At 62.8% G+C, this 25,215-nt stretch carries 22 protein-coding genes; 10 read left to right on the top strand and 12 right to left on the bottom strand.

The genetic code is table 11. From position 1 onward, the window contains the following. Window positions 1-28 precede the first annotated feature (28 nt). A complete protein-coding gene (gene gbcB / locus ABM562_RS15210; RefSeq protein ID WP_460422502.1) occupies window positions 29-1,129 on the bottom strand; it encodes a glycine-betaine demethylase subunit GbcB in 1,101 nt (366 codons plus the stop codon). A gap of 286 nt (window positions 1,130-1,415) precedes the next feature. Here gbcB and gbcA point away from each other — a divergent pair, with 286 nt between their 5' ends. Continuing rightward, on the top strand, window positions 1,416-2,708 hold the full coding sequence (gbcA, locus tag ABM562_RS15205) for a glycine-betaine demethylase subunit GbcA (protein WP_115084934.1): 1,293 nt from the start codon (window positions 1,416-1,418) through the stop codon (window positions 2,706-2,708). Window positions 2,709-3,383: 675 nt separating this feature from the next. On the opposite strand, the gene etfB is transcribed toward gbcA, so the two are convergent. The 6 genes from etfB to ABM562_RS15175 form a co-directional block, all read right to left on the bottom strand. Continuing rightward, window positions 3,384-4,154 carry an electron transfer flavoprotein subunit beta gene (gene etfB, locus ABM562_RS15200; RefSeq protein ID WP_346617730.1) on the bottom strand — a complete coding sequence of 257 codons (771 nt, stop codon included), beginning with the start codon at window positions 4,152-4,154 and terminating at the stop codon, window positions 3,384-3,386. A 15-nt stretch (window positions 4,155-4,169) separates the two neighbouring features. Then, the gene (etfA, locus tag ABM562_RS15195; protein WP_258578506.1) at window positions 4,170-5,393 is read right to left on the bottom strand and encodes an electron transfer flavoprotein subunit alpha; all 1,224 of its coding nucleotides are present in this window, start codon (window positions 5,391-5,393) and stop codon (window positions 4,170-4,172) included. Then, entirely contained in the window at window positions 5,393-7,342 is a 1,950-nt protein-coding gene (dgcB, locus tag ABM562_RS15190) for a dimethylglycine demethylation protein DgcB (protein ID WP_460422499.1), read from the bottom strand. The genes etfA and dgcB overlap by 1 nt, the downstream gene beginning before the upstream one ends. A gap of 167 nt (window positions 7,343-7,509) precedes the next feature. Beyond that, entirely contained in the window at window positions 7,510-9,570 is a 2,061-nt protein-coding gene (dgcA, locus tag ABM562_RS15185; RefSeq protein ID WP_134061232.1) for a dimethylglycine demethylation protein DgcA, read from the bottom strand. A 15-nt stretch (window positions 9,571-9,585) separates the two neighbouring features. Next, the gene (locus ABM562_RS15180) at window positions 9,586-10,116 is read right to left on the bottom strand and encodes a DUF5943 domain-containing protein (RefSeq protein ID WP_134061231.1); all 531 of its coding nucleotides are present in this window, start codon (window positions 10,114-10,116) and stop codon (window positions 9,586-9,588) included. 75 nt (window positions 10,117-10,191) lie between these two features. Further along, a complete protein-coding gene (locus tag ABM562_RS15175) occupies window positions 10,192-11,169 on the bottom strand; it encodes a dipeptidase (RefSeq protein WP_254282549.1) in 978 nt (325 codons plus the stop codon). 250 nt (window positions 11,170-11,419) lie between these two features. Between ABM562_RS15175 and ABM562_RS15170 the strand changes: the two genes are divergently transcribed. Further along, a complete protein-coding gene (locus tag ABM562_RS15170; protein ID WP_460422496.1) occupies window positions 11,420-12,631 on the top strand; it encodes a serine hydrolase domain-containing protein in 1,212 nt (403 codons plus the stop codon). Between the two features lie 3 nt (window positions 12,632-12,634). On the opposite strand, the gene ABM562_RS15165 is transcribed toward ABM562_RS15170, so the two are convergent. Continuing rightward, a complete protein-coding gene (locus ABM562_RS15165; protein WP_460422494.1) occupies window positions 12,635-13,924 on the bottom strand; it encodes an ATP-binding protein in 1,290 nt (429 codons plus the stop codon). Further along, a complete protein-coding gene (locus ABM562_RS15160) occupies window positions 13,925-14,632 on the bottom strand; it encodes a winged helix-turn-helix domain-containing protein (RefSeq protein ID WP_460422492.1) in 708 nt (235 codons plus the stop codon). It abuts the gene before it with no gap. Between the two features lie 191 nt (window positions 14,633-14,823). Between ABM562_RS15160 and ABM562_RS15155 the strand changes: the two genes are divergently transcribed. After that, window positions 14,824-15,225: a lysozyme inhibitor LprI family protein gene (locus ABM562_RS15155; RefSeq protein WP_115084926.1), complete on the top strand. Its 402-nt coding sequence runs from the start codon at window positions 14,824-14,826 to the stop codon at window positions 15,223-15,225. A gap of 19 nt (window positions 15,226-15,244) precedes the next feature. Next, window positions 15,245-15,664 (top strand): DUF3010 family protein, encoded by a 420-nt coding sequence (locus ABM562_RS15150; protein WP_115084925.1) that lies wholly within the window; start codon window positions 15,245-15,247, stop codon window positions 15,662-15,664. Here the strand turns inward: ABM562_RS15150 and ABM562_RS15145 are convergent. Further along, window positions 15,651-16,616, bottom strand: coding sequence for a GlxA family transcriptional regulator (locus tag ABM562_RS15145; RefSeq protein ID WP_115084924.1), 966 nt, complete (start codon window positions 16,614-16,616; stop codon window positions 15,651-15,653). The genes ABM562_RS15150 and ABM562_RS15145 overlap by 14 nt on opposite strands. A gap of 169 nt (window positions 16,617-16,785) precedes the next feature. Between ABM562_RS15145 and choX the strand changes: the two genes are divergently transcribed. The 5 genes from choX to ABM562_RS15120 all read left to right on the top strand — a co-directional run bounded on the left by choX (window position 16,786) and on the right by ABM562_RS15120 (window position 20,786). Continuing rightward, complete coding sequence (gene choX / locus ABM562_RS15140; RefSeq protein ID WP_115084923.1) at window positions 16,786-17,730, top strand: choline ABC transporter substrate-binding protein; 945 nt, start codon at window positions 16,786-16,788, stop codon at window positions 17,728-17,730. 102 nt (window positions 17,731-17,832) lie between these two features. After that, window positions 17,833-18,717 carry a beta-keto acid cleavage family enzyme gene (locus ABM562_RS15135; protein WP_115084922.1) on the top strand — a complete coding sequence of 295 codons (885 nt, stop codon included), beginning with the start codon at window positions 17,833-17,835 and terminating at the stop codon, window positions 18,715-18,717. Between the two features lie 15 nt (window positions 18,718-18,732). Continuing rightward, on the top strand, window positions 18,733-19,698 hold the full coding sequence (locus tag ABM562_RS15130; protein ID WP_460422489.1) for an L-carnitine dehydrogenase: 966 nt from the start codon (window positions 18,733-18,735) through the stop codon (window positions 19,696-19,698). A gap of 13 nt (window positions 19,699-19,711) precedes the next feature. Next, window positions 19,712-20,182: a thioesterase family protein gene (locus ABM562_RS15125; RefSeq protein WP_115084920.1), complete on the top strand. Its 471-nt coding sequence runs from the start codon at window positions 19,712-19,714 to the stop codon at window positions 20,180-20,182. Window positions 20,183-20,525: 343 nt separating this feature from the next. After that, entirely contained in the window at window positions 20,526-20,786 is a 261-nt protein-coding gene (locus ABM562_RS15120; RefSeq protein ID WP_115084919.1) for a hypothetical protein, read from the top strand. 87 nt (window positions 20,787-20,873) lie between these two features. On the opposite strand, the gene gbdR is transcribed toward ABM562_RS15120, so the two are convergent. Together gbdR and ABM562_RS15110 are read right to left on the bottom strand one after the other, a co-directional pair. Next, window positions 20,874-21,977, bottom strand: coding sequence for a choline metabolism transcriptional regulator GbdR (gene gbdR / locus ABM562_RS15115; RefSeq protein ID WP_028942254.1), 1,104 nt, complete (start codon window positions 21,975-21,977; stop codon window positions 20,874-20,876). A 408-nt stretch (window positions 21,978-22,385) separates the two neighbouring features. Next, on the bottom strand, window positions 22,386-23,762 hold the full coding sequence (locus tag ABM562_RS15110; RefSeq protein WP_134061227.1) for an L-serine ammonia-lyase: 1,377 nt from the start codon (window positions 23,760-23,762) through the stop codon (window positions 22,386-22,388). A 462-nt stretch (window positions 23,763-24,224) separates the two neighbouring features. On the opposite strand from ABM562_RS15110, the gene ABM562_RS15105 reads away from it, so the two are divergent. Beyond that, window positions 24,225-25,172, top strand: coding sequence for a choline ABC transporter substrate-binding protein (locus ABM562_RS15105; RefSeq protein WP_460422486.1), 948 nt, complete (start codon window positions 24,225-24,227; stop codon window positions 25,170-25,172). The last annotated feature ends 43 nt before the right edge of the window (window positions 25,173-25,215 follow it).

Raw genomic sequence — 25,215 nt, 5'->3', positions numbered from 1 at the left:
CTCGACTTGCCCCGCGATCAGCCGCTACTCAGTACTCAATCCGTACATCACCTTTCGGCACACTGCAGCACGAGAGGATATACCCCTCGGCCTCATCTTCTTCGGTGATGCCGCCGTTGTGCTCCATCTCCACTTCCCCGCCCAGCTTGAGCACCTTGCAGGTGCCGCAGATGCCCATGCCACAAGCCTTGGGGATCATCAGCCCGAGCTTGGCCGCCGCCGCGTGCACAGTCTCGCCCGGGGCCACGCGGATACTCTTGCCGGTAGCGGTGAATTCCACCTGGTGCAGGTCGCCGGCGTCCACCTCGGCGGCTTCGGCGGCCTGTTCGGCGTGTTCCACAGCATCGGCCTTGACCTCGGCCGGGGTCGCGCCGAACGACTCCTCATGGTAGCGGCTCATGTCGTAGTCGCTGCTTTCCAGCAGGCGCTTGACCGCGTTCATGTACGGCGTCGGGCCGCAGCAGAAGATCTCCCGCTCCATGTAGTCGGGGGCGATCAACTCCATCAGCTTCTGGTTCAGGTAGCCGCGGTAGCCCGCCCAGGGCTCGCCCAGGCCATGCTTCTCGCAAATGATGTGCAGGCTGAAGTTGTCGATCCGCGAGGCCATGTGCTCCAACTCGCGGTGATAGATGATGTCTTTCGGTGAGCGCGCACTGTGGACGAAGACCATGTCGACATTGCCGTTGGTGTCGTAGAACCAGCGGGCCATGGACATCACCGGGGTGATACCGACACCGCCACTCAGGTACAGCACCTTGGGGCTGGGGAAATCCATGGCGTTGAACAGCCCCACCGGGCCGTGCACCGCCAGCTCCTGGCCTTCGTGCAGGGTGTCGTGCAGCCAGTTGGAGACCTTGCCGCCGGGCACGCGCTTGATGGTCACCGAGAAGCTGTAGGGCACCGACGGAGAGCTGGAGATGGTGTAGGAGCGCATGATCGGCTCGCCGTCGATCTCCAGCTCCAGGGTGACGAACTGCCCGGGCTTGAAGAAGAACATGATCGGCTGGTCGGCCATGAAGCAGAAGGTGCGCACATCCCAGGTTTCCTGGATCACCTTGACGCAACGGACGATGTGGCGGCCGTTGGCCCAGGTCTGGGTGCTGACCGGATTGAGGAAGCTGTTGGACATGCTCGTCTCCACGGCCGACTGCGGCCTGATGGCTGCGATTCTGCTTAAGCCGCGCAGGCAACACTTACCCATCCGCGACATTGGCGTGCTTATCGCGACCAGCCCCCGGCTACAGGGGCTGGCGCGTCGGAAACGGATCTGATCATGTCGCCCATGGATATGGTTCAAGCGCTCTTCGAACGCACACTCCATCGCAAATGATCCTGCTGTATTTGTGCCTTGCGTCGCCATAACAACGATTAGCCACTTTCACCGGCCACAAGCACTGGCCATGAGGACCTACACGATGGACGTCACCGCAACTTTGAGTCTGGGCGATCCACTGGAACCTGCACGCAAGGCCACCGCCGAGATGCTGCAGAGCCGCGAGCGGACCTTCTCGCTGCCACAGCCGTTCTACTGCGACGAGCGCCTGTTCCAGATCGACATGGAAGAAATTTTCCAGAAGGAATGGCTGATCGCCGGGATGACCTGCGAAATCCCGACCAAGGGCAACTTCATCACCCTGCAGATCGGCAAGAACCCGATCCTGGTGGTGCGCGGTGCCGAAGGCCAGGTGCATGCCTTCCACAACGTCTGCCGCCATCGCGGTTCCCGCCTGTGCACCAGCGACAAGGGCAAGGTCGCCAAGCTGGTCTGCCATTACCACCAGTGGACCTACGAGCTGGACGGGCGCCTGCTGTTCGCCGGTACCGAGATGGGCGCCGACTTCGACATGAAGCAGTACGGGCTCAAGCCTGTGAACGTGAAGACCGCCGGTGGCTACATCTTCATCAGCCTGGCCGAGAACCCGCCAGCCATCGATGACTTCCTCGCCACCCTGACCCACTACATGGAACCCTACGATATGGAGAACACCAAGGTGGCGGTGCAAACCACCTTGATGGAAAAGGCAAACTGGAAGCTGGTGCTGGAAAACAACCGCGAGTGCTACCACTGCAGCGGTTCGCACCCTGAATTGCTGAAAACCCTCCTGGAGTGGGACGACGTCACCGACCCGCGCGCCGACCAGGCGTTCAAGGACCACGTCGCCGCCTCGGCCGCCGCCTGGGACGCCGAGAAGATCCCCTACGCCCACGCCAGTTTCGGCCTGCGCAACCGCATCGTGCGCATGCCGCTGCTCAAGGGCACGGTGTCGATGACCCTGGACGGCAAGCAGGGCTGCCAGAAGCTCATGGGCCGGATCAAGAACCCGGACCTGGGCTCGATGCGCATCCTGCACCTGCCGCACTCCTGGAACCACTGCATGGGCGATCACATCATCGTCTTCACCGTGTGGCCAATCAGTGCGCAAGAGACCATGGTCACGACCAAGTGGCTGGTGCACAAGGATGCGGTTGAAGGTGTCGACTACGACCCGGCGCGCATGCGCCAGGTGTGGGATGCCACCAACGACCAGGACCGGCGCCTGGCGGAAGAGAACCAGCGCGGGATCAACTCGACAGCGTACCAGCCGGGGCCTTATTCGAAGACCTACGAGTTTGGGGTGGTGAACTTTGTCGATTGGTACAGCGAGCGGATGCTGAGCAACCTGGGGGCGGCACCGGCGCCTTACCTCAAGGGTGTGGCTGCGCAGTAAAGCGGGGCCGCTTTGCGGCCCATCGCCGGCAAGGCCGGCTCCCACAGGTGGTGTGTATACCTGCAAACCCTGTGGGAGCTGGCCTTGCCAGCGATGGGGCCGTACCAGCCTGTACAAAATTTGACCACCTACCGCAATCCCCCGGCCCCACTGGGCCCGTCAACACAGCAAACACTTTATCCACAGGACAGCCCACAGCTAATGTGGGCAAGTCGTTGTTTTTCCCGCTAAATTTTATTGGTCAATATTTGATCAATTCTCTGCGCGCCTTTAAATACAAGGCTCACAGCGGAAGGCGAACACCTTATCCACAGAGACGCCAACAGACTTTGTGTGCAAAAGTCCAAGCCCCGAAAAACCCTTGTGGATAACGCTTCGAGAAGCCGAAACACTGGGCCTGTACAAGTAAAAATGACACAATTGAGTGTTTTTTGATCAACCGTGCGCAGCCCTTGCCCCACGGGCCTCTCAGCCATGGGCGAACATATTATCCACAGACCCGCCAACAGCGATTGTGGGCAAACTCATCGCCGGCCAGGGAAGAAAACCTCGAAAAATCCGCAACTTAGCCTGATCATTTTTTGACCATAACGCCGAAGGGCACGCAATGCGTGCCCTCCAGCCATGCACAAACACTTTATCCACAGATCGGCCAACAGACTTTGTGAGCAACTGTCAGCGCAGCACACCCTCTTCCACCAGCAGCTTGAGGATGGCTTGTGCACCGTCCTGAGGGCTGACGTCCTTGAGTACTTGCCCACCGCCGCCACTGGCCTTGGCGGTGGCGGCTTTCATGCGGTCGGCGCCGCTCTTGGCCTTGATCACTTTGAGGCGCTTGGGCCGTGGCTTGGCCGGTTGCAGTTCGGCACTTGTGAATAACTCGTCTTCGATGATTGCCACCTGGCGCGCGGCCAATACCCCACGCCGCGCCGGGCCAAACGCGCTCTGGCGCGGCTTGGCCGCGGCGTTATCCACAGTGGCGAGCAACGGCAGGCGCACCTTCAAGCGGCGCCGCTGGCCCCGTGGCAGGGCCTGCAGGACCTGGGCCACGCCGTTGTGGATAGACTCCACTTCGGCAAGGCCCACCACCAGCGGCCAGCCCAGACGCTCGGCCAGCAGGAATGGCAGCATCCCTGAGCCTTCGCCGGTTTCCGCCTGGCTACCGGTAAGTACCAGTTGCGCACCGGCGTCGCGCAGATAGTCGCCCAGTACGCCCAGGGCATCGGCGCCTTGCGGTTGTTCCAGCACGTCAATGTGTTCCAGGCCCATGCCCAGGTAGGCGCGCAAGGCCGGCTCCTGCGGGTCGCCGGCATGCAGCACCTGCAAGTTATCCCCAGCCAGCTGCAGGCCCAGTTCCACCGCCCGGGCGTCCTGTTCGGCGCGGCGGCTGCGGCCGGAGCTGGGGTGGGCACCGATTGAAACCAGACTGATGACCTTGGTGTGCATAGTTATCCCCTGCCCTTAGGCCGCATCGCGCTTGGCGTCGTTGCGGTAGTTTTCCACAGCCTCGATCAGCGCCTGGAGAATCGCCGCGCTGTCGCCGATCACCGACAGGTCGGCACGCTTGATCATGTCGCAGCCCGGGTCCATGTTGATCGCCACCACCTTGTCGCAGGCCCCGATGCCCTGTAGGTGCTGGATCGCCCCGGAAATACCCACAGCCACATAAACCCGCGCGGTCACCCAGGTACCGGTAGCACCGACCTGGCGATTGCGCGGCATGAAGCCGTCGTCCACGGCCACCCGCGAAGCGCCTTCGGTAGCGCCCAGCGCAACGGTGGCGCGGTGGAACAGGTCCCAGTCCTTGACGCCGTTGCCGCCCGAGACGATGAACTCGGCCTCGGCCATGGCAATGGCGGCCGGGTCGACGGCCACAGGGCCGAGGTCTTCAATTCGCGACAAGCTGCGCACAGCGCTTGTGGATAACTGCACCGGCAAGGCTTCGTGGCGAGTTTCGCTGACCGGTTCCGCGCATTCGGCAGCCGCCAGGATCAACCGTGGCAGGCCGCGGATCAGGTCCTGCTGGCCAGCGCCGGCGCGGCCGCTGCATTGCCCGTCCTTGACCTGCCAGACGCGCGTAGCCGGGCGTTCGCCAATGGCCGCGGCAAAGCGCCGGCCCAGCTCGCCGCCACCGGTACGACTGTCCGGCAGCAGCCAATGGCGTGGGCTGTACTGGTTATCCACAGCGCGCAGCCCCTGCACCAGTTGCTCCGGCGCATAACCTGCGAACTCGTCGCCTTCGATCACCAGCAGGCGATCGACGCCGGCTGTGGAAAAGTTGCTTTCCTTGTGTTCGCCAAACACCACCGCCAGCACTGCGCCGTCGCTGCCGGCCAGGCTGTGGGCCAGGCCCAGCAGGTCGCGGTCGTGGCTGCCCAGGCGGCCGCCGACCATGTCCGGGACCACGGCGATGTAGAACGCCGGCTGCGCCACCTGGTGCAGCGGCAATTGCACCGCCGCTGCTGCCGTGCGCTTGCTGCTGCCGCCCTGCTGGGCGCCGCTGCGGTCGATGCGCTTGATGCCGTTGGGGCCGATGAAGCCGACCCCATGGGGGTTCTTGCGGATGATGCCGTTGGGCCCCATCCAGCTGTGCTGTTGGCCCTGCTGCATGGCCGCGTGCAGCGGGTGCAGGCGGTTGCGGGCGATCCACTCGGCGCGCGGATCACGGCGAATAATGTCGCTCATCAGTGCACCTCCGCAGGTTCACGCTTTGCCGGGGCGGGTTTGCTCGCCTGGGCCGGTTCTTCGAGAATGGCGTCGGCGACCAGCTCCGCCAGGTCCTTGATCAGCGGACGCGGTTCGACCACGCCTTCGAGCATCGCCGTGCACTGTGGACAACCCACGGCCACCAGCTCGGCAGCGGTTTCGCGGATGTCGTCCATGCGCATGTCGGGGATCCGTTGCTTGCCAGGAATATCGGTAATCGGCGCACCGCCGCCACCGCCGCAGCAGCGCGAGCGGAAGCCCGAACGCTGCATCTCCTTGACCTCGATACCGAGGGCGCGCAGCACTTCACGCGGCGCCTCGTACTCGCCGTTGTAACGACCCAGGTAGCACGGGTCGTGATAGGTCACGCTGCCGCCCTTGTGCTGGCCGAGGTTGAGCGCGCCAGCGGCGATCAGTTCGGCGATGTAGGTGCTGTGGTGCTGCACCAGGTAGTTGCCGCCGAAGGCACCGTACTCGTTCTTGAGCACATGGAAGCTGTGCGGGTCGCAGGTAACGATGCGCTTGAAGTTGTACTTGGCCATGGTCTGGATGTTGCGCCTGGCCAGTTGCTGGAAGGTCGCTTCATCGCCCAGGCGCCGGGCCACGTCACCGCTGTCGCGCTCTTCCAGGCCGAGCACGGCAAAGTCCACTTGCGCGGCTTTCAGCACTTTGACAAACGCCCGCAGGGTGCGCTGGTTACGCATGTCAAACGCACCGTCGCCGACCCAGAACAGCACCTCGGCGGTCTTGATGTCGCCGAGCAGGTTGAGGTTGAGGTCCGCCGCCCAGTTCATCCGCCCGCCCGGAGCAAAACCGCCGGGGTTGTCGGTGGCGATCAGGTTGTCCAGCACCTCGGCGCCCTTGTTCGGCGTCGCGCCTTTTTCCAGGGTCAGGTGACGGCGCATGTCGACGATGGCATCGACGTGCTCGATCATCATCGGGCACTCCTCGACGCAGGCGCGGCAGGTGGTGCACGACCACAGGGTCTCGGCGTCGACCAGGCCGTTGACGATGGGCTGGTGCGGGTTGCCGCCATGCTCGCCGATCGGTTTGCCAGGGTACGGGCTGCCAGCGAACTTGGCATCGGTGCCGCCGGCCAGGCCGACGACCATGTCCTGGATAAGTTTTTTCGGGTTCAGCGGCTGGCCTGCGGCAAACGCCGGGCACACCGCTTCACATTTGCCGCACTGCACGCAGGCATCGAAACCGAGCAGCTGGTTCCAGGTGAAGTCCTTGGGCTTTTCCACGCCGAGCAGGGCTTGTGGATCTTCCAGATCGATGGGCTTGAGCCCGGTCGAGCGACCACCGCCAAAGCGCTCGGCGCGCCGGTGCCAGGCCAGGTGCAGGGCACCGGCGAAGGCGTGCTTCATCGGCCCGCCCCAGGTCATGCCGAAGAACAGCTCGGACACGCCCCACAGCACACCAATACCCAGCAACGCCACCAGCAGCCAGCCGCCGAAGCCCTCAGGGAGAATCCCGGCCACCGGCAAGGTGGCGATGAAGAAGCTCACGGCAAACACCAGCAGGCTTTTCGGCAGGCGCATCCACGGGCCCTTCGACAACCGTGAAGGCGGGTTGAGGCGACGTTTGTAGACGAACAGCGCACCGGCAAACATCAGTACGGTGGCGAACAGCAAGGCATAGCCAAGAATCTTGTTATGCAGGCCAAAGCCATGCACCAGGATCGCCAGCACCGCTGCCAGGACGAAGCCGCCAGCCGTGGCCACGTGGGTGTTGGCCATGTACTTGTCGCGGGCGACCACGTGGTGCAGGTCGACCATATAGCGCCGTGGCATGGCCAGCAGGCCGCCCAGCAGATCGACCTTCGACGGCCGACCCTGGCGCCACATCCGCACGCGCCGCAGCGCGCCAAGGACGGCAAGGCCCAGGGCGGCGAACAGGAGGATGGGGATAAGGGTGTTCAACATGGGAAACTCCCAAAAGACACTTCAGTGCCTTGCCAGGGGATCACTGTGGGAGCTGGCCTTGCCAGCGATGCAGACACCGCGCAACAACAGACACGGCGTCGATCCCATCGCCGGCAACGCCGGCTCCCACAGGGGTAGTAACACACCAGCATTCAGTTGCCGGTCGATCAGAAATCCTTGCACAGGCGCAAGGCGTCGTAGATGGCCGCGTGTGTATTGCGCTGCGCCACGCAGTCACCGATGCGGTACAGCAGGTAGCCTTCGCCCGGTTGGCTGAGGATCGGCTGCGGCTTGATCGCGAACAGGGCTTCGATATCGATCTGGCCCTTGTTCCGCGAACCTTCCTTGAGCCCGTAGTACAGCGCCTCGTCCGGCCGCACGCCGTTCTCGATCACCACCTGGTCGACCACCCGCTCCTCTTTGGCGCCGGTGTATTCGTTCTCCAGCACCGCCACCAGCTTGTCGCCCTCGCGGTAGACCTTTTCCAGCATCAGGTCGCCGGTCATGATCACTTCCTTGGGGTACATGCTGCGGTAGTAGGTCGGGAACGACGTGCCACCGATGGCCACGCCCGGCTTGATGTCGTCGGTGACGATCTCCACCTGGCTGCCTTTGTCGGCGATGTAGTCGGCCACCGACATGCCGGTGAATTCGCAGATGGTGTCGTACACCAGCACGTTCTTGCCCGGCGCCACCTTGCCGTCGAGCACGTCCCAGCTGCTGACCACCAGCCCTTCGGCGGCGCCCCAGTGTTCGTTCTGCTCGATGTAGGGATGGCCGCCCACCGCCAGCACGATAATGTCCGCACGCAGGTCCTGGATGGTCTCGATATCGGCCGCAGTGCCCAGGCGCAGGTCGACCTTCAGGCGCGCCAGCTCCAGCTGATACCAGCGGGTGATACCGGCGATCTGGTCGCGTTGCGGCGCCTTGGCAGCGATGCTGATCTGCCCGCCGATGGCGTCTTTCTTCTCGAACAGGGTGACGTCATGGCCGCGTTCGGCCGCCACGCGAGCGGCTTCCATCCCCGCAGGCCCGGCGCCGACCACCACCACCTTGCGCTTGGGCCCGGTGCTTTTCTCGATGATGTGCGGCACGCCCATGTATTCACGGGAGGTTGCCGCGTTCTGGATGCACAGCACATCCAGGCCCTGGTACTGGCGGTCGATGCAGTAGTTGGCACCGACGCACTGCTTGATCTGGTCGATCTGGCCCATCTTGATCTTGGCGATCAGGTGCGGGTCGGCGATGTGCGCGCGGGTCATGCCGACCATGTCGACATAGCCGCCTTCGAGGATGCGCGTGGCCTGGTTGGGGTCCTTGATGTTCTGCGCGTGCAGCACCGGAACCTTGACCACTTCCTTGATGCCGGCCGCCAGGTGCAGGAACGGCTCGGGCGGGAAGCTCATGTTGGGGATAACGTTGGCCAGGGTGTTGTGGGTGTCGCAGCCCGAACCGATCACGCCGAAGAAATCCAGCATGCCGGTGGCGTCGTAGTACTTGGCGATTTCTTTCATGTCCTCGTGGCTGAGGCCATCGGGGTGGAATTCGTCACCGCAGATACGCATGCCCACGCAAAAATCCGGGCCCACTTCGGCACGCACGGCCTTGAGCACTTCCAGGCCGAATTTCATCCGGCCTTCAAAGGTACCGCCCCATTCGTCGGTACGCTTGTTGACCCGCGGGCTCCAGAACTGGTCGATCATGTGCTGGTGCACCGCCGACAGCTCGACGCCGTCCAGGCCGCCTTCCTTGGCCCGACGCGCGGCTTGCGCGTAGTTGCCGATTACCCGCCAGATTTCCTCCGGCTCGATGGTCTTGCAGGTGGCACGGTGCACCGGCTCGCGCACCCCCGATGGCGACATCAGGGTTGGCCAGTTGAAGCCATCCCAGCGCGAGCGGCGGCCCATGTGGGTAATCTGGATCATGATCTTGGCGCCATGCTTGTGCATGGCATCAGCCAGGTTCTGAAAGTGCGGGATGATGCGGTCGGTCGAGAGGTTCACCGAGGCCCACCATTCCTGCGGGCTGTCGATCGCCACCACCGAGGAGCCACCGCAAATGGCCAGGCCGATGCCGCCCTTGGCTTTCTCTTCGTAGTACTTCACGTAGCGCTCGGTGGTCATGCCGCCGTCGGTGGCGTAGACCTCGGCGTGCGCGGTGCTCAGTACCCGGTTGCGGATGGTCAGTTTGCCGATCTGGATCGGCTGGAACATTGCTTCGAAAGCCATGGCGGGATCCTCGACTTACAACGGCTTGACGATGAACAGGCCGTCGTCGTGGCCTTCTTCCGAACCGCCGTAGACCTGCTCGGCGACCGTGCGAATGGTGCTGCCGCGGGCCGCCAGGATCTGGTCCATGGCCCCGGCGAACCAGCCGGTAAACATGTAATCGACCTTGCGCCCGACCTTGCCGTACACATAGACGAACGCCGAATGCTCGAGCTTGACGCTGGCGGTGCCCTTGTCGAGGTCGATGTCCTGGATCTTGAACAGGCCCCAGCCGCGCTGGGACAGGCGCTTCATGTAGTGCTCGAACACCGCCACGCCTTCCAGGCCATGGCATTCGGCTTCTTTCTCGCACCAGTGCCAGGCGGACTTGTAGCCGGCCTTGTAGAGGATCTCGGCATAGGCGTCGGCGCCCAGCACTTCCTCGATCCCCATGTGGTTGTTGACGAAGAAATGCCGTGGCACGTACAGCATCGGCAGGGCATCGCTGGTCCAGACACCGGTTTCGCTGTCGACTTCGATAGGCAATTGCGGGGCGATCTTGGCCATGGAAACTCAACTCCAGAAATTTTGGTTGGCTGCCCCTGCGCCTGTGGCAGGGGTCGGAAGACGGTTACTGGCGGCTTATTCGCCCCAGACATCCTTGAGCACGTTGACCCAGTTCTCGCCCATGATCTTGCGCACCACGCGCTCGGAATGGCCGCGCTTGAGCAGGGTCTCGGTGAGGTTGGGGAACTCGCCCACGGTGCGGATGCCCAGCGGGTTGATGATCTTGCCGAAGTTGGTCAGACGCCGGGCGTAGCCCTTGTCGTGGGTCAGGTATTCGAAGAAATCCTGGCCGTGGCCCTGGGTGAAGTCGGTACCGATACCGATAGAGTCTTCACCAACGATGTTCATGGTGTATTCGATGGCTTCGGCGTAGTCATCGATGGTCGAATCGATGCCCTTGGCCAGGAACGGCGCGAACATGGTCACGCCGACGAAACCGCCGTGGTCGGCAATGAATTTGAGCTCTTCATCGGATTTGTTGCGCGGGTGCTCCTTGAGCCCGGAAGGCAGGCAGTGGGAGTAGCACACCGGTTTTTTCGATTCGAGGATGACTTCTTCGGAGGTCTTGGAACCGACATGGGACAGGTCGCACATGACCCCGACGCGGTTCATCTCGGCGACGATCTCGCGGCCAAAGCCCGACAGCCCGCCGTCACGCTCGTAGCAACCGGTGCCGACCAGGTTCTGGGTGTTGTAGCACATCTGCACGATGCCTACGCCCAGCTGCTTGAACACCTCGACATAGCCGATCTGGTCTTCGAAAGCATGGGCGTTCTGGAAGCCGAAGAGGATGCCGGTCTTGCCCACTTCCTTGGCCTTGCGAATGTCGGCAGTGGTGCGTACCGGCATCACCAGGTCGCTGTTCTCGCGGATCAGCTTCTGGCTGGCGGCAATGTTGTTGACCGTGGCCTGGAAGCCTTCCCAGACCGACACCGTGCAGTTGGCCGCAGTCAGGCCGCCCTTGCGCATGTCCTCGAACAGCTCGCGGTTCCATTTGGCAATGATCAGCCCGTCGATAACGATGCTGTCTGCGTGTAATTCGGCTGGGCTCATCAGGCTGTCCCCTTTATTGGTAAAACCTGCGCCGAATCGTCTGCCGGCGCTTTGGGGCCAGCATATGCCTAGGGGCAATGTCGCCCAGATGCAAAAACGACAGGGGAATTGCCGAAAGCGTCAAAGAGCGACAAAGGGCTGCTTTGACCGCCTGCGCCACAGTCTTTAACAGTTTTCCGACAATCCGCTCAAAGATTGCCGACCGCCTCTGCCCTAGCATGAACTGCTCCCAATTGCGCCCAGGTGCCCCATGCTTCGCCTTGCCTTTCTGTTCAGCCTGCTGCTCGTCAACTCCGGCTGCAGCGAACGGGCACCCGCAAGCCTGCCGCCGATCCGCCAGGGTGACTATCAAGCGGTGATCGAACAGTTGCGCCAGAGCATCCCCGAGCAGATGCGCAAGAACCATGTGCCGGGCCTGTCCCTGGCGCTGATCGACGGCCAGACGCTGGTCTGGGCCGAAGGTTTCGGCCTGGCTAACGAGGCGCTGCAAATACCCGTGACCCCCGCCACGGCGTTCCGCGCCGGCTCGCTGTCTACGCTGTTCACCGCCAGCGCCACTTTGCAACTGGTCGAACAACAGCGCCTGAACCTGGATGCCCCGCTGTCGCAGACCCTGCCGGAGTTTCGCGTGCGTTCGCGCTTTCATGCCGATGCCCGCAGTGCTGACCGGGCTATCACCCTGCGCCGTTTGCTCAGCCACCAGGCTGGGCTACCCAGCGAATTTTTGCCGAACCTGCACAGCGCTGATCCATTGACGCACCTGCCGCAAAAAGCCGGCGAGCTGTGGCTTAACCATCCCCCCGGCATGCAGATGGCCTATTCCAACCTGGGCTTCACCCTGCTCGGCGCCGCCATCGAGCGCAGCAGCGGGCAACCCTTCGAAACCCGCCTGCAGCAGCACTTGTTGAAACCCCTGGGCATGGCGCACTCAAGTTTTATCGGCACCAGCAGCCTGCAGCCCTACCGCGCCCGCGGCTACCTGCAGGGCCAGCGCAGTAAGGACCCGGAAATTAGCGACCTGCCGGCTAGCGGCTTATGGACCACGCCTCGGGATGTCGGCCAGTTCGTGCAAATGCTGTTCGCCCAGGGGCGCTTCGACGGTCGGCAAGTGCTCAATCGCCAGTCGATCGAACAGATGTTCCGCCAGCACAATCGCGCTAATGGGCCGGACGTCGATTGCCCGATTGGCCTGGCCTGGTACCTGGGCCCTTGCGGTGATCCACGTATAGGGCCGCAACTGCAGCAATGGCAACACAGCGGTTCGACCGGAGATTTTGCTGCGCAACTGAGCGTGCTGCCCGAGCCGAAACTGGCAGTGGTGGTGATGGCCAATGCCGATACCGCCGAAGCGCTGGTCAGCGACCTGGCCACCCAGGCCCTGCGCCTGATGCTGCAGGCCCACGGTAGCCAGCTGGCTTGCCCGCGCGACTGTCAGCCGAGCTTGCCGCCGCTGCGGCTCTGAACCTCAGGCTTCGTTGTGCGGCCAGCTCAACACGAACAGGGCGCCGCCACCGGCGCAGTCACGTACTTGAGCGTGGCCCTCGTGCCACTGCGACACTCGCCGGACCAGCGCCAGGCCAAGACCGTAGCCACCGGTGCGGCGATCGCGGCTGGTGTCCAGGCGGGTAAACGGCTCGAAGATCTTCTCCCGGGCGACCAAGGGCACGCCCGGGCCGTCGTCTTCGACAAACACCTGATACAGGTCGCCTTCGCGTACCAGGCTCACCCGCACTTCACGCTCGGCGTAGCGGATGGCATTACGCAGCAGGTTGATCACCGCCCGTGCCATGAACCGCGGCTCGATGCGAATGTTTTCAACCGTACAGACACTCAGCGTCAGCGCTACACCAGCGGCTTCCGCTTCCAGGGCGACGCTGCCAAGCACGCTGTCGATCCAGTCGGCGGCCTGGATGGTTTCGCGTTTGATCTGCGCTGCACCATGCTCAAGGCTGGCGTAGGTCAACAGCTCGGAGACCATCTCCTCCAGGTCGCCCAGGTCGGCATGCATATCGTCGATCAGCGGGCCACAGGCGCTCTGGTCGGCCAGGCGGCGCAACTGTTCCAGTTCGAAGGTCAGCCGCGCAATCGGCGTACGCAGCTCATGGGAAACGGCATTGGTCAGCTCGCGCTGGTTGGCGATCAGGCCTTCGATACGCCCGGCCATCTGGTTGAAATGCTCGGCCAGCTCACGAATGTTCGAGCGCCGCGACAAATGGATGCGCGAACACAAGTCATTGTCACCAAAACGCTGGGCCGCCAGGCGCAAGCGCTCAAGGTCGCGCCAGTGCGGCCAGACCCAGCAGAACACGGCAATGCCGAGCAAGCTGGCGAACATGGCGTAGGCACTGACGGTAAAGGCTGTGGTCATGCGTAAATCGGGCGGCAAACTGACGCTCAACAACTGGCTGCCATCATCGATGGGAATGATGAAGCGGCTGACATCATCGGAAATCAGCATCTGCCCGTCGGCCAGTAACGCCTGATCTTGCCGGCCCAGTTGCAACTGGCTGGCCTCGACCAACTTGAGAGTCATCCCGTAGTGAGGCTGCAGCTCATTCAGGCGCTGCGGACGTTGTGCAGCAGGCAATGGCCGCAGTTGCTCCACCAGGCTGTAGGCCGGCCCGCGCATCGACTCGCGATAGTAAACATCGTCGCTGGTTTTCAGGTACCAGTCGAAAAACGTGTTGATCGACGGCACTGCCAGGGCGAAGGCTATGACCAGGGTGATGAACAAGCCGAGAAACAACCGCAGCATCTACAGCTTCCAGGCAAAAGGATTGAACAGGTAACCCTTGCCCCACACCGTCTTGATGCACACCGGCTCGCGGGGGTTGTCGCGCAATTTGCCGCGCAGCTTGCTGACATAGACATCGACGCTACGGTTGAAGCCGTCAAAGGCAATGCCGCGCAGGCGATTGAGGATGTCATCGCGCGACAGGGTCTGCCCGGCGGCACTTGCCAGCAGCCAGAGCAGTTCGAACTCCATGGTGCTCAACTCGATCGGTTCGTCACCCAGATGCGCTTCGCGACTGGCCCGGTCGATGCTCAAGTTCCCGAAGCGCAAGCTGTCGCGCCCAAGCGGCTCGCTGCCCTGGCGGCGCTGCAGGGCGCGCAGGCGCGCCAGTAGCACCGGTGGCTTGATAGGCTTGATCACATAGTCATCGGCACCGGACTCAAGGCCAAGGATATGGTCCAGGTCGTCCTCGCGGGCAGTCAGGATCACGATCGGGGTGGCCGCCTGGCTGCGAATCGCCCGGCACACCTGCAGGCCGCTCAGGCCCGGAAGCATCAGGTCGAGCACCACCAGTGCGGGCTTGAAATGCACAAAGGCCTCCAGTGCCTGGTCTCCACGATGCACGCAGTGCACCTCGAAGCCGTGTTCGGCCAGAAAGTGCGCAACCAGGCCAGCCAGTTTCAGGTCATCCTCGACCAGCAGTACCTTGATCAGTCCGGGGCTTTCCATGGCTTTTCCACAGGGTAGTCTGGATAAATGACAAAACGCCGAGTTTATGTGCGCCTTTATGAAACGTCTGTGAATAAGTGTTCACTCAGCCTGCACGCTTTTTCACAGGTGCAACGGCTACCCTGTTCTTTGCTGCGGCGCTGAGCGAGAATCGGCGCCCATGTTCGCGAAGCTTCCGGAGGATGTCGCAGATGAGAACGATGGTAGGGCTGGCCCTGGTATTGCTGGCATTCGGCGCCTATGCCGAGGACGACGAAAGCACCCCGTGCGACAACGTCGAAACCGACCAGCAAAGCTATGAATGCGCTCAATACAGCCGCACCACCGCTGAACGCGAACTCAATGCCGCTTTCGATGACCTGCTGCAACGCATCGGCGAGCAGTACGAAGGCCAGGACGCCAAGGTTGCCGACCTGAGCAAGCGCCTGCGTGACGCCGAAGCCATCTGGAAGCAACTGCGCGATGCCGATTGCAAGGTCGAGACCTTTGACGTCAAGCCCGGCAGCAAAGCCTTCGAAACCGCGCAGAACACCTGCCTGGCCCAGCGCAGCGACGATCGCTCGGAGTACCTGCAATCGCTCGGCCTGCAATAACCCCTGTCCTGAGGTATGAATGAAAGTCTGCGGAATCGAAATCAAGGGCAGCGAAGCCCTGCTCGCGGTCGCCACCCTCGAAGCTGGCGCCCCGGCGCACCTGGCCCTGGGTACCAAGAAGATCGCCCTGGAAGACGATGACCTGGCGGACAACGTCAAGGCCTTCGCCCGCCAGGCGCGGCAATTCTTCAGTGACAACGCCATTACCCACCTGGCGATCAAGAAGCGCAGCAAGAAAGGCGAATTCGCCGGCGGCCCGACCACCTTCAAGATCGAAGGCATCCTGCAGTTGCTCGACGGCTGCGAAGTACAGCTGCTGTCGCCGCAAACCGTCAGCGCCCAGGCCAAGAAGCACGCCATCGAGCTGCCCGCCGGGCTCAACAAGTACCAGCACGAAGCCTACAAGTGCGCCTGCGCGGTGCTGCTCAAGGCACGCTGAGTGCGGGTTTGGCGGTAACCTGGACGCGATCATCGCGCGGGCAGCTGTTAAAGCGCGCGCGGTAGCAGCGGGTGAAGTAGGACGATGACTCGAACCCGCAGGCGATGCTCACCTCCAGTACGCTGAGGTCGGTCTGGCGCAGCAGTTGCCGGGCCTTGTCCAGGCGCAGGCGCAGGTAGAAACCACTGGGGGTGTCGTGCAGGTACAGGCGAAACAACCGCTCCAGTTGGCGCCGGGTGATCTGCACCGACTCGGCCAGCACCAGGGTATTGAGCGGTTGCTCGGTGTTGCGCTCCATCTCGCCGATCACCTGCACCAGTTTCTTGTTACTGATCCCATAGCGTGAGGCGATCTGCATGCGCTGGTGATCCTGGCGCGGGCGGATACGGCCGAGCACGAACTGCTCCGACACCTGGATCGCCAGCTCCGGGCCGTGGGCCTGGGCGATCAGGTCGAGCATCAGGTCGATCGACGCAGTACCACCCGCCGAAGTGATACGTCGGCGATCTACTTCGAACAGCTCCTGGGTTGCCTGCAACTGCGGGTAACTTTCCTTGAAGGCTTCCAGCGCTTCCCAGTGCAGGGTCACCCGGTGGCCGTCGAGCAGCCCAGCCTCGGCCAGCACCACGGTGCCGGTGTCGATGCCACCCAACACCACGCCCTCGTGATCGAGCTTGCGCAACCAGTGCTGCAGGACCGGGCCGAAGCTGCGCAGTGGCTCGAAACCGGCCACCACCAGCAGGGTCGCGCCTTTGCCCAGCGGCTGCAGCGCGGCGTCGGCATTCACCGACATGCCGTTGCTGGCCGGCACCGCACCGCCATCCATACTCAGCACCTGCCAGCGGTACAACTCGCCGCGAAAGCGGTTGGCCACCCGCAACGGCTCTACCGCGGAAATGAAGCCAATGGCGGAGAAACCGGGCAACAGCAAGAAATAGAAATCCTGGGGCATAGCGACAACTCGACGGCCACGGATGCAGGGTTAATAGCGCGCTGGTCGCCACTGTGCAAGTGCCGGTCGCCACAGTGCGATTTTTGCCCAGGGTACCCGCGTAGTTTGATCACACGGCACGCAGAGGCCGCCCCCTATAACAATTAGAACTGCCGTTGGAGGAGCCACCATGAACAGAATGATCAGCCGTAGCCTGCTGATGCTCGTCGGTACCGCAATCCTCAGCACCAACGTAATCGCCGCAGAACCGGCGGCCTGCAAGAACGTGCGCCTTGGCGTGGTGAACTGGACCGATGTGATGGCCACCAGCGCCATGACCCAGGTCCTGCTCGATGGCCTGGGCTACAAGACCAAGCAGACCAGTGCCTCGCAACAGATCATTTTCGCCGGTATCCGCGACCAGCGCCTGGACATGTTCCTCGGCTACTGGAACCCGATCATGACCCAGACCATCACCCCGTTCATCGACGCCAAACAGGTCAAGGTCCTCGACCAGCCGAGCCTCGACGACGCCCGCGCGACCCTCGCCGTGCCCAAGTACCTGGCCGACAAGGGCCTGAAAACCTTTGCTGACATCGCCAAGTTCGAGAAGGAGCTTGGCGGCAAGATCTACGGCATCGAGCCAGGCTCCGGCGCCAACACCCAGATCAAGGCGATGATCAGCAAGAACCAGTTCGGCCTGGGCAAGTTCCAGTTGGTCGAATCCAGCGAGGCCGGCATGCTCGCTGCCGTCGACCGCGCTGTGCGGCGCAAGGAGGCGGTGGTGTTCTTCGGTTGGGCGCCGCACCCGATGAACGTCAACATCGACATGGCCTACCTCGGCGGCAGCGAGGGCGCCCTGGGCCCGGACGAAGGCCGCGCCTCGGTGTGGACCGTTACCGCCCCGGATTACGCCGAGCGCTGCCCGAACGTCAACCAGCTGCTGAGCAACCTGACCTTCAGCGCCGAAGACGAGAGCCGCATGATGCAACCGCTGCTTGACCACAAGGACGCGCTGGAGTCCGCCCGCCAGTGGCTCAAGGATCATCCACAAGACCAGAAACGCTGGCTTGAAGGGGTGACCACGTTTGACGGCAGGCCGGCCGCCGAAAACCTGCAACTGACCGCTAACTGACAACCCCCATCGCGGGGCATGCCCGCTCCCACAGAGGAAATGGTCATCTGTGGGAGCGGGCTTACCCCGCGACGGCCCCAACTCGCCCGAAGGAAACCGCACATGAACCACGACGTCATCATCACCTGCGCCCTGACCGGCGCCGGCGACACCGCCAGCAAGAGCCACCTGGTCCCGGTGACCCCGAAACAGATCGCCGAAGCCGCGGTAGAGGCCGCCAAAGCCGGCGCAACAGTCGTCCACTGTCACGTCCGTGATCCACAAACCGGCCGCTTCAGCCGCGACGTCGCCTTGTACCGGGAAGTGATGGAGCGCATCCGCGAAGCGGACGTCGACATCATCGTCAACCTCACCGCCGGCATGGGCGGCGACCTGGAGATCGGCCCGGGCGAGACCCCACTGGAATTTGGTACCGGCACCGACCTGATCGGCCCGCTGGAGCGCCTGGCCCACGTCGAGGCGCTGCTGCCGGAAATCTGCACCCTGGACTGCGGCACCCTCAACTTCGGTGACGGCAACAGCATCTACGTCTCGACCCCGGCGCAACTACGCGCTGGCGCCAAGCGCATCACTGAACTCGGGGTCAAAGCCGAGCTGGAAATCTTCGACACCGGTCACCTGTGGTTTGCCAAACAGATGATCAAGGAAGGCCTGCTCGACGACCCATTGTTCCAGCTGTGCCTGGGCATTCCCTGGGGCGCCCCGGCCGATACCACCACCATGAAAGCCATGGTCGACAACCTGCCAGCGGGCGTGACCTGGGCCGGCTTCGGCATCGGCCGCATGCAGATGCCGATGGCCGCACAAGCGGTGCTGCTGGGCGGCAACGTGCGGGTCGGCCTGGAAGACAACCTGTACCTGGACAAGGGCGTGCTGGCCAGCAATGGCCAGTTGGTCGAGCGCGCCAGCGAGATTCTAAGCCGCCTCGGCGCACGGGTACTCACCCCTGCCGAAGGCCGCGCCAAAATGAACCTGACCCGTCGCTGATTGCTGGAGAAACCGATGAGCTTTATCACCGAGATCAAGACCTTTGCAGCCCTGGGCAGCGGCGTAATCGGCAGCGGCTGGGTGGCCCGCGCCCTGGCCCATGGCCTGGACGTGGTAGCCTGGGACCCGGCTCCCGGCGCCGAAGCGGCCTTGCGCAAGCGTATCGCCAACGCCTGGCCAGCCCTGGAGAAACAGGGCCTGGCGCCCGGCGCATCACAGCAGCGCCTGCGCTTTGTGGCAACTATCGAGGAATGCGTGCGCGATGCCGATTTCATCCAGGAAAGCGCACCCGAGCGCCTGGACCTCAAGCTTGACCTGCACAGCAAGATCAGCGCTGCGGCCAAGCCCAACGCGCTGATCGGTTCCAGCACTTCGGGGCTGTTGCCCAGCGAATTCTACGAGTCCTCGACCCATCCCGAGCGCTGCGTGGTCGGCCACCCGTTCAACCCGGTGTACCTGCTGCCGCTGGTGGAAATCGTCGGCAGCAACAAGACCGCGCCCGAGGCAATCGAAGCGGCAAAAACCGTCTACACCAGCCTCGGCATGCGCCCCTTGCACGTGCGCAAGGAAGTGCCCGGCTTTATCGCCGACCGCCTGCTCGAAGCGCTCTGGCGCGAGGCTCTGCACCTGGTCAACGACGGCGTGGCAACCACCGGTGAAATCGACGACGCCATTCGTTTCGGTGCGGGTTTGCGCTGGTCGTTCATGGGCACCTTCCTTACCTATACCCTGGCCGGTGGCGATGCCGGAATGCGCCACTTCATGGCCCAGTTCGGCCCGGCGCTGCAACTGCCCTGGACTTACCTGCCAGCGCCGCAGCTGACCGACGGGCTGATCGACGCCGTGGTCGAGGGCACCAGCGAACAACTGGGCGAACGCAGCATCAGCTCGCTGGAGCGCTATCGCGATGATTGCCTGCTGGCCGTGCTGGATGCGGTAAAAACCACCAAGGCCAAGCACGGCATGGCCTTCAGCGACTGACCGGAGTGCAGCGATGCCCGCATTGATCACCTACCAAACCCCGGTCCAGGCGGACTGGGTCGACTACAACGGGCATCTGCGCGATGCCTTCTACCTGCTGATCTTCAGCTACGCCACCGACGCCTTCATGGATCGCATCGGCCTGGACAGCGACAACCGCAGCGCCAGCGGCAACTCGCTGTTCACCCTGGAGTGCCACCTCAACTACCTGCACGAAGTGAAGCTCGGTACCCAGGTGTGGGTGCAGACCCAGATCATCGGCTTCGACCGCAAGCGCCTGCACCTGTATCACAGCCTGCATCGCGAAGGCTTTGACGAGGCGTTGGCGGCCAGTGAGCAGATGCTGTTGCATGTGGACCTGGCGGGACCAAGGTCGGCGCCGTTTGCGCCCGGGGTGATGGAGCGGTTGCAGGGGATCGTGGATGAGCAGGTTGATCTGCCGGCGGCCGAGTTTGTTGGCCGGGTGATCGGGTTGCCAACGTAATCGCCCTATCGCTGGCAAGCCAGCTCCCACAGAAGCGGCGGTGATCCCTGTGGGAGCTGGCTTGCCAGCGATGAATCCAGCACCGATCCAAAGGCAAAAAATAACCCCGGCAAGCCGTGAAGCAACCGGGGCCAAGAGCGAGCATGAACATGCTTCAAGCGGAGGGTGACCAAACCTTCCTTTTCTGTGCATGGCCCCAGTGTGCAGCCTCCCCTCCCCGTCGATTTGCCCGAAAACGACCTGTGCTTAGGTAAAGCGGCCATTGCGACAATCTGCCCTTGCCGCAGTGCCTCGGCGCCCACAGAATCGAAGACGATCACACCTGCAAACAAGGACAACAGCCATGATGCATGCGGATTTGATTGATCAGGACGACCTGCTGGGCCAGCTGCGCGCGCTGGGTTTCGAGATGCCGACAGATGCCAGTGCCGAGCAGGCCTGCGACTGTGCAGTGCGCGGTTTGAATGAGCCCCGGGCCAAAGCGTTAAAGGGCATGGTCGAGCAGATGTACAGAGGCAATGCGACCATTCTGCCCGCCGTGCGCCAGGCCATCGAAAAGCAGCTGTTGCCGGCGTTGGCGCAGTTCAACAGCAATCGCGGCTGACCCCATCGCTGGCAAGCCAGCTCCCACAGGATCGGCATGCACCGGACCTGTGGGAGCTGGCTTGCCAGCGATTGATTCAGCTCGGAATCAGAGCCTCACACTGGCAAACGTCGACTCGTTACGCGCCTGGCTCAATGCCGACATCGGCCCGGCCAGCGGCGACAGCACCAGCGCCTGCGGGATCGGCATCATCGCCACCTGCTGCGCAGTGTTGGAGCCCACACGCTCGTCACGCGGCGGAATACCGAAGTACTCGCGGTAGCACTTGGAGAAATGCGGCGTAGAGACAAAGCCGCACACCGAAGCCACTTCGATGATCGACATCGGCGTCTGCTTGAGCAATTGCCGGGCGCGAATCAGGCGCAGCTTCAGGTAGTAGCGCGATGGCGAGCAGTGCAGGTACTTCTGGAACAGGCGCTCGAGCTGGCGCCGCGACACCGCCACATAAACCGCGAGTTCGTCCAGATCGATCGGCTCTTCCAGGTTGGCCTCCATCAGCGCGACGATTTCCTGCAGCTTCGGCTGGTTGGTGCCAAGCATGTGCTTGAGCGGCACGCGCTGGTGATCCTGTTCGTTGCGGATGCGCTCGTAGACGAACATCTCGGAGATCGCCGCCGACAGCTCGCGGCCATGATCACGGCTGATCAGGTGCAGCATCATGTCCAGCGGCGCAGTACCGCCAGAGCTGGTGAAGCGGTTACGGTCGAGGGTGAACAAACGGGTACTCATGCTCACCCGCGGGAAGGCTTCCTGCATCGCCGCCAGGCATTCCCAGTGCACGCTGCAATCGAAGCCATCGAGCAGACCGGCACAGGCCAGGGCCCAGCTGCCGGTGCACACCGCACCCAGGCGACGGGACTGACGCGCCTGGCTTTGCAGCCAGGTGACGTGCTCGCGGGTCACGGTGCGCTGGATGCCAATGCCGCCGCAGACAATCACGGTGTCCATGGCCGGTGCCTTGTGCATTGCTGCATCGGGGGTGATCTGCAAGCCGTCGCTGGCCCACACCTGGCCGCCGTCCACGCTCAAGGTGCTCCAGCGGTACAGCTCGCGGCCGGACAGCTGGTTGGCCATGCGCAGCGGCTCAACAGCGGAAGCCAGGGAAATCAGCGTGAAATTGTCCAGCAGCAGAAAGCCGATGGATTGGGGCGTGCGGTTCTGGGTTGGGGTCCCGGAGTTGTACGACGTCATCGCGGTATCTCCTCACACAATGCAGGTTGTGCCTCAGGCAGGCACGGGCTTTTTTGTCACGGCCCCGATTCGGATGCAGGGGCTTTGCCAATCACAACGCAATTGCCATGCCTGAAATTGAATGGCCATTCAATAAAACCCAAAAACGACGTCGCGCAGCGTCTATACAGCCCTTGTTCCCAGGCACGCTTATAAACGCAAACGACCGACCTAGTGCCGGTCTGTAGGACGCGTGAGCAATTCGGTAGCACTTGTGTGAAGGATGCCCAGAAACGACATGGGCAACTGTCACCCAAGGCGTCAGGCGCCGGGGTAACAGCGGGTTACTTGAGGTGAGATGGGCCAGCGCGCCAAAAGGCAGCGCGCAGGCCAAGGGCGAACGAAAACGGCGCAGGCCACCTCAACGTTTCAACATTCAATGGCGCTGACCGCCAGGCCACCGCGCGAAGTTTCCTTGTACTTGTCGTGCATATCGGCGCCGGTATCGCGCATGGTGCGGATCACCCGGTCGAGGGAGATGAAATGCTCGCCATCACCGCGCAGGGCCATCTGCGCCGCATTGATCGCCTTGACCGCGGCAATCGCATTGCGCTCGATGCACGGCACCTGCACCAGCCCGCCGACCGGGTCGCAGGTCAGCCCGAGGTTGTGCTCAAGACCAATCTCGGCGGCGTTTTCCAGTTGCCCAGGGGTGGCCCCGAGCACTTCGGCAAGACCGGCCGCAGCCATGGCACAGGCCGAACCGACTTCACCCTGGCAACCGACTTCGGCACCGGAGATCGAAGCGTTCTTCTTGCACAGGATGCCCACCGCTGCAGCACCGAGGAAGAAGTCGACGACATTGGCCTCGCTGACTTCGTCGCTAAAACGCATGTAATAGTGCAGCACCGCCGGAATGATCCCCGCCGCGCCATTGGTCGGCGCGGTGACCATGCGCCCGCCGGCGGCGTTCTCTTCGTTGACCGCCAGGGCATAGAGGTTGACCCACTCCATGGCGCTCAGGGTCGAGCCGATCACGTTGGGCTTGTTCAGCTCCTGCAGGCTGCGGTGCAACTTGGCCGCGCGGCGTTTCACATTGAGCCCGCCAGGCAGGACGCCTTCGTACTTGAGGCCGTTTTCGACACAGGCCTGCATGGCATGCCACAGCTTCAAAAGCCCGGCGCGAATCTCTGCCTCGCTGCGCCAGACCTTTTCGTTTTCCAGCATCAATTGCGACACCCGCAGGTCGTTTTGCTTGCACAACTCAAGCAGTTCCACGGCACTGTTGAAATCGTAGGGCAACACGGTGTTGTCGGCGTCCAGCACGCCGCTGGCAGCCTGGGCTGCATCGACGACAAAGCCGCCGCCCACCGAGTAATAGGTATCGCGGTGCAGCTCGCCAGCGGCGCCTTCGGCGGTCAGGGTCATGGCGTTGGGGTGATACGGCAGGTTCTCGTCGAGCAGCAGCATGTCGCGGGCCCAGACGAAGCCGACCTCGAACCGGCCGTCGAGCAGCAAGGTGTCTGTTTCGCGCAGGGCGTTGATGCGTGGGCCAATCTGCGAGGGGTCGATGGCGTCCGGCCATTCACCCATCAAGCCCATGATCACCGCGTTGTCGCTGCCATGGCCAATACCGGTGGCCGACAGCGAGCCGTACAGGCGTACTTCGATGCGCCGCACCTGCGCAAGCTCGCCGCGCTCGCGCAGGCCCTGGACGAACAGTGCTGCGGCGCGCATGGGCCCGACGGTATGGGAACTGGATGGGCCAACGCCGATCTTGAACAGGTCGAACACACTGATGGCCATGCCACCTACCTCCTGAATGTACAGCCTGAATGTGCAGCCCCGCAGCCCAAGCCAAGGGCGCCGCAACTGCTACGCTGATTAGGCGGCAATCCGCCGATTCCGCGCATCATCAGGCTTTTGCCAGGACCTCTGACGTCTGCAACCGACGCGTTCTTGCCCAGCAACGCCGCCAGCTGTCAGCCGCGCTTGTGCGCCGTTTTTTTGCGGTGCAGAGGTGCCGAAACTGCGTTTACAGGGTGGGATAAAGCTGTAAACGACCTCATCGACACTGGATGCGACCCTGTCTGTACTGGATACGACGCACCCTGTAGGCGTTTGATTTTCGCTGTTAGATGATCGGTATCGACTCGATTGCACGGCAGCCGTCCCGCTATCGCCCGATAGTCAGGCCCGACCGAATGCAAACCATAAAGCACGGCGGTCCCGTGGGACATCCGAGAAAAAAACCCAGGAGTCCATCGAATGAAAGGTTCACCCTCGCTATTGCTGGCCGCAGTGCTGAGTCTGCCGGTGCTGGCCCAGGCCGCCGAGCCCGAGCAGTGCCAGACCGTCAACTTCTCCGATGTCGGCTGGACCGACATCACCGTGACCACCGCGGTCACCAGCGTCGTGCTCCAGTCGCTGGGCTACAAGACCAAGACCACGATGATTTCGGTACCGGTGACCTACAAGTCGCTGGCCGATGGCAAGAACATGGACGTGTTCCTCGGCAACTGGATGCCGACCATGGAAAACGACATCAAGCAGTACCGTGATGCCGGCACCGTGGAAACCGTACGGGCCAACCTGGAGAACGCCAAGTACACCCTGGCCGTGCCCCAGGCGCTGTATGACAAGGGCCTGAAGAACTTCGCCGACATTGCCAAGTTCAAGAAGGAACTGGACGGCAAGATCTACGGCATCGAGCCGGGTAACGACGGCAACCGCACCATCCAGAGCATGATCGACAAGAACGCCTTCGGCCTCAAGGACGCCGGCTTCAAGGTGGTCGAATCCAGCGAGGCCGGCATGCTCTCGCAGGTTGATCGCGCCGCCCGCCGCGGCACCGATGTGGTGTTCCTGGGCTGGGAACCACACCCGATGAACACCCGCTTCAAAATGAAATACCTGGACGGCGGCGATGACTTCTTCGGCCCCGAATATGGCAAGGCCACCGTCCTCACCAACACCCGCAAGGGCTATGTGCAGGAATGCAGCAACGTCGGCCAGTTGCTGAAGAACCTGTCCTTTACCCTCGACATGGAAAGCACCCTGATGGGCAACGTCCTGGACGACAAGATGAAACCCGACGCTGCAGCCAAGGCCTGGCTGAAGAAGAACCCGCAGGTGCTCGACACCTGGCTGGCCGGGGTTACCACCGTTGACGGCAAGCCTGGCCTGGAGGCAGCCAAAGCCAAACTCACGCAGTAAGCACTGCCTGCGGCGGGCTGGCCCCGCCGCAGGCTGTCTTCAA

This window comes from Pseudomonas sp. ZL2, from assembly GCF_054788455.1.
This window is presented reverse-complemented; position numbering and strand designations above follow the sequence as displayed.

What these genes read in the sequence shown, in the direction of transcription:
- ABM562_RS15170 (WP_460422496.1), top strand. Translation starts at nt 11,420, where the DNA reads ATGCTTCGCCTTGCCTTTCTGTTCAGCCTGCTGCTCGTCAACTCCGGC.
- etfA (WP_258578506.1), bottom strand. Translation starts at nt 5,393, where the DNA reads ATGAGCGACATTATTCGCCGTGATCCGCGCGCCGAGTGGATCGCCCGC.
- gbdR (WP_028942254.1), bottom strand. Translation starts at nt 21,977, where the DNA reads ATGACGTCGTACAACTCCGGGACCCCAACCCAGAACCGCACGCCCCAA.
- ABM562_RS15180 (WP_134061231.1), bottom strand. Translation starts at nt 10,116, where the DNA reads ATGGCCAAGATCGCCCCGCAATTGCCTATCGAAGTCGACAGCGAAACC.
- ABM562_RS15145 (WP_115084924.1), bottom strand. Translation starts at nt 16,616, where the DNA reads ATGCCCCAGGATTTCTATTTCTTGCTGTTGCCCGGTTTCTCCGCCATT.
- ABM562_RS15160 (WP_460422492.1), bottom strand. Translation starts at nt 14,632, where the DNA reads ATGGAAAGCCCCGGACTGATCAAGGTACTGCTGGTCGAGGATGACCTG.
- ABM562_RS15135 (WP_115084922.1), top strand. Translation starts at nt 17,833, where the DNA reads ATGAACCACGACGTCATCATCACCTGCGCCCTGACCGGCGCCGGCGAC.
- gbcA (WP_115084934.1), top strand. Translation starts at nt 1,416, where the DNA reads ATGGACGTCACCGCAACTTTGAGTCTGGGCGATCCACTGGAACCTGCA.
- dgcB (WP_460422499.1), bottom strand. Translation starts at nt 7,342, where the DNA reads ATGTTGAACACCCTTATCCCCATCCTCCTGTTCGCCGCCCTGGGCCTT.
- choX (WP_115084923.1), top strand. Translation starts at nt 16,786, where the DNA reads ATGAACAGAATGATCAGCCGTAGCCTGCTGATGCTCGTCGGTACCGCA.
- ABM562_RS15130 (WP_460422489.1), top strand. Translation starts at nt 18,733, where the DNA reads ATGAGCTTTATCACCGAGATCAAGACCTTTGCAGCCCTGGGCAGCGGC.
- ABM562_RS15110 (WP_134061227.1), bottom strand. Translation starts at nt 23,762, where the DNA reads ATGGCCATCAGTGTGTTCGACCTGTTCAAGATCGGCGTTGGCCCATCC.
- ABM562_RS15165 (WP_460422494.1), bottom strand. Translation starts at nt 13,924, where the DNA reads ATGCTGCGGTTGTTTCTCGGCTTGTTCATCACCCTGGTCATAGCCTTC.
- ABM562_RS15105 (WP_460422486.1), top strand. Translation starts at nt 24,225, where the DNA reads ATGAAAGGTTCACCCTCGCTATTGCTGGCCGCAGTGCTGAGTCTGCCG.
- gbcB (WP_460422502.1), bottom strand. Translation starts at nt 1,129, where the DNA reads ATGTCCAACAGCTTCCTCAATCCGGTCAGCACCCAGACCTGGGCCAAC.
- ABM562_RS15125 (WP_115084920.1), top strand. Translation starts at nt 19,712, where the DNA reads ATGCCCGCATTGATCACCTACCAAACCCCGGTCCAGGCGGACTGGGTC.
- ABM562_RS15150 (WP_115084925.1), top strand. Translation starts at nt 15,245, where the DNA reads ATGAAAGTCTGCGGAATCGAAATCAAGGGCAGCGAAGCCCTGCTCGCG.
- ABM562_RS15155 (WP_115084926.1), top strand. Translation starts at nt 14,824, where the DNA reads ATGAGAACGATGGTAGGGCTGGCCCTGGTATTGCTGGCATTCGGCGCC.
- dgcA (WP_134061232.1), bottom strand. Translation starts at nt 9,570, where the DNA reads ATGGCTTTCGAAGCAATGTTCCAGCCGATCCAGATCGGCAAACTGACC.
- etfB (WP_346617730.1), bottom strand. Translation starts at nt 4,154, where the DNA reads ATGCACACCAAGGTCATCAGTCTGGTTTCAATCGGTGCCCACCCCAGC.
- ABM562_RS15175 (WP_254282549.1), bottom strand. Translation starts at nt 11,169, where the DNA reads ATGAGCCCAGCCGAATTACACGCAGACAGCATCGTTATCGACGGGCTG.
- ABM562_RS15120 (WP_115084919.1), top strand. Translation starts at nt 20,526, where the DNA reads ATGATGCATGCGGATTTGATTGATCAGGACGACCTGCTGGGCCAGCTG.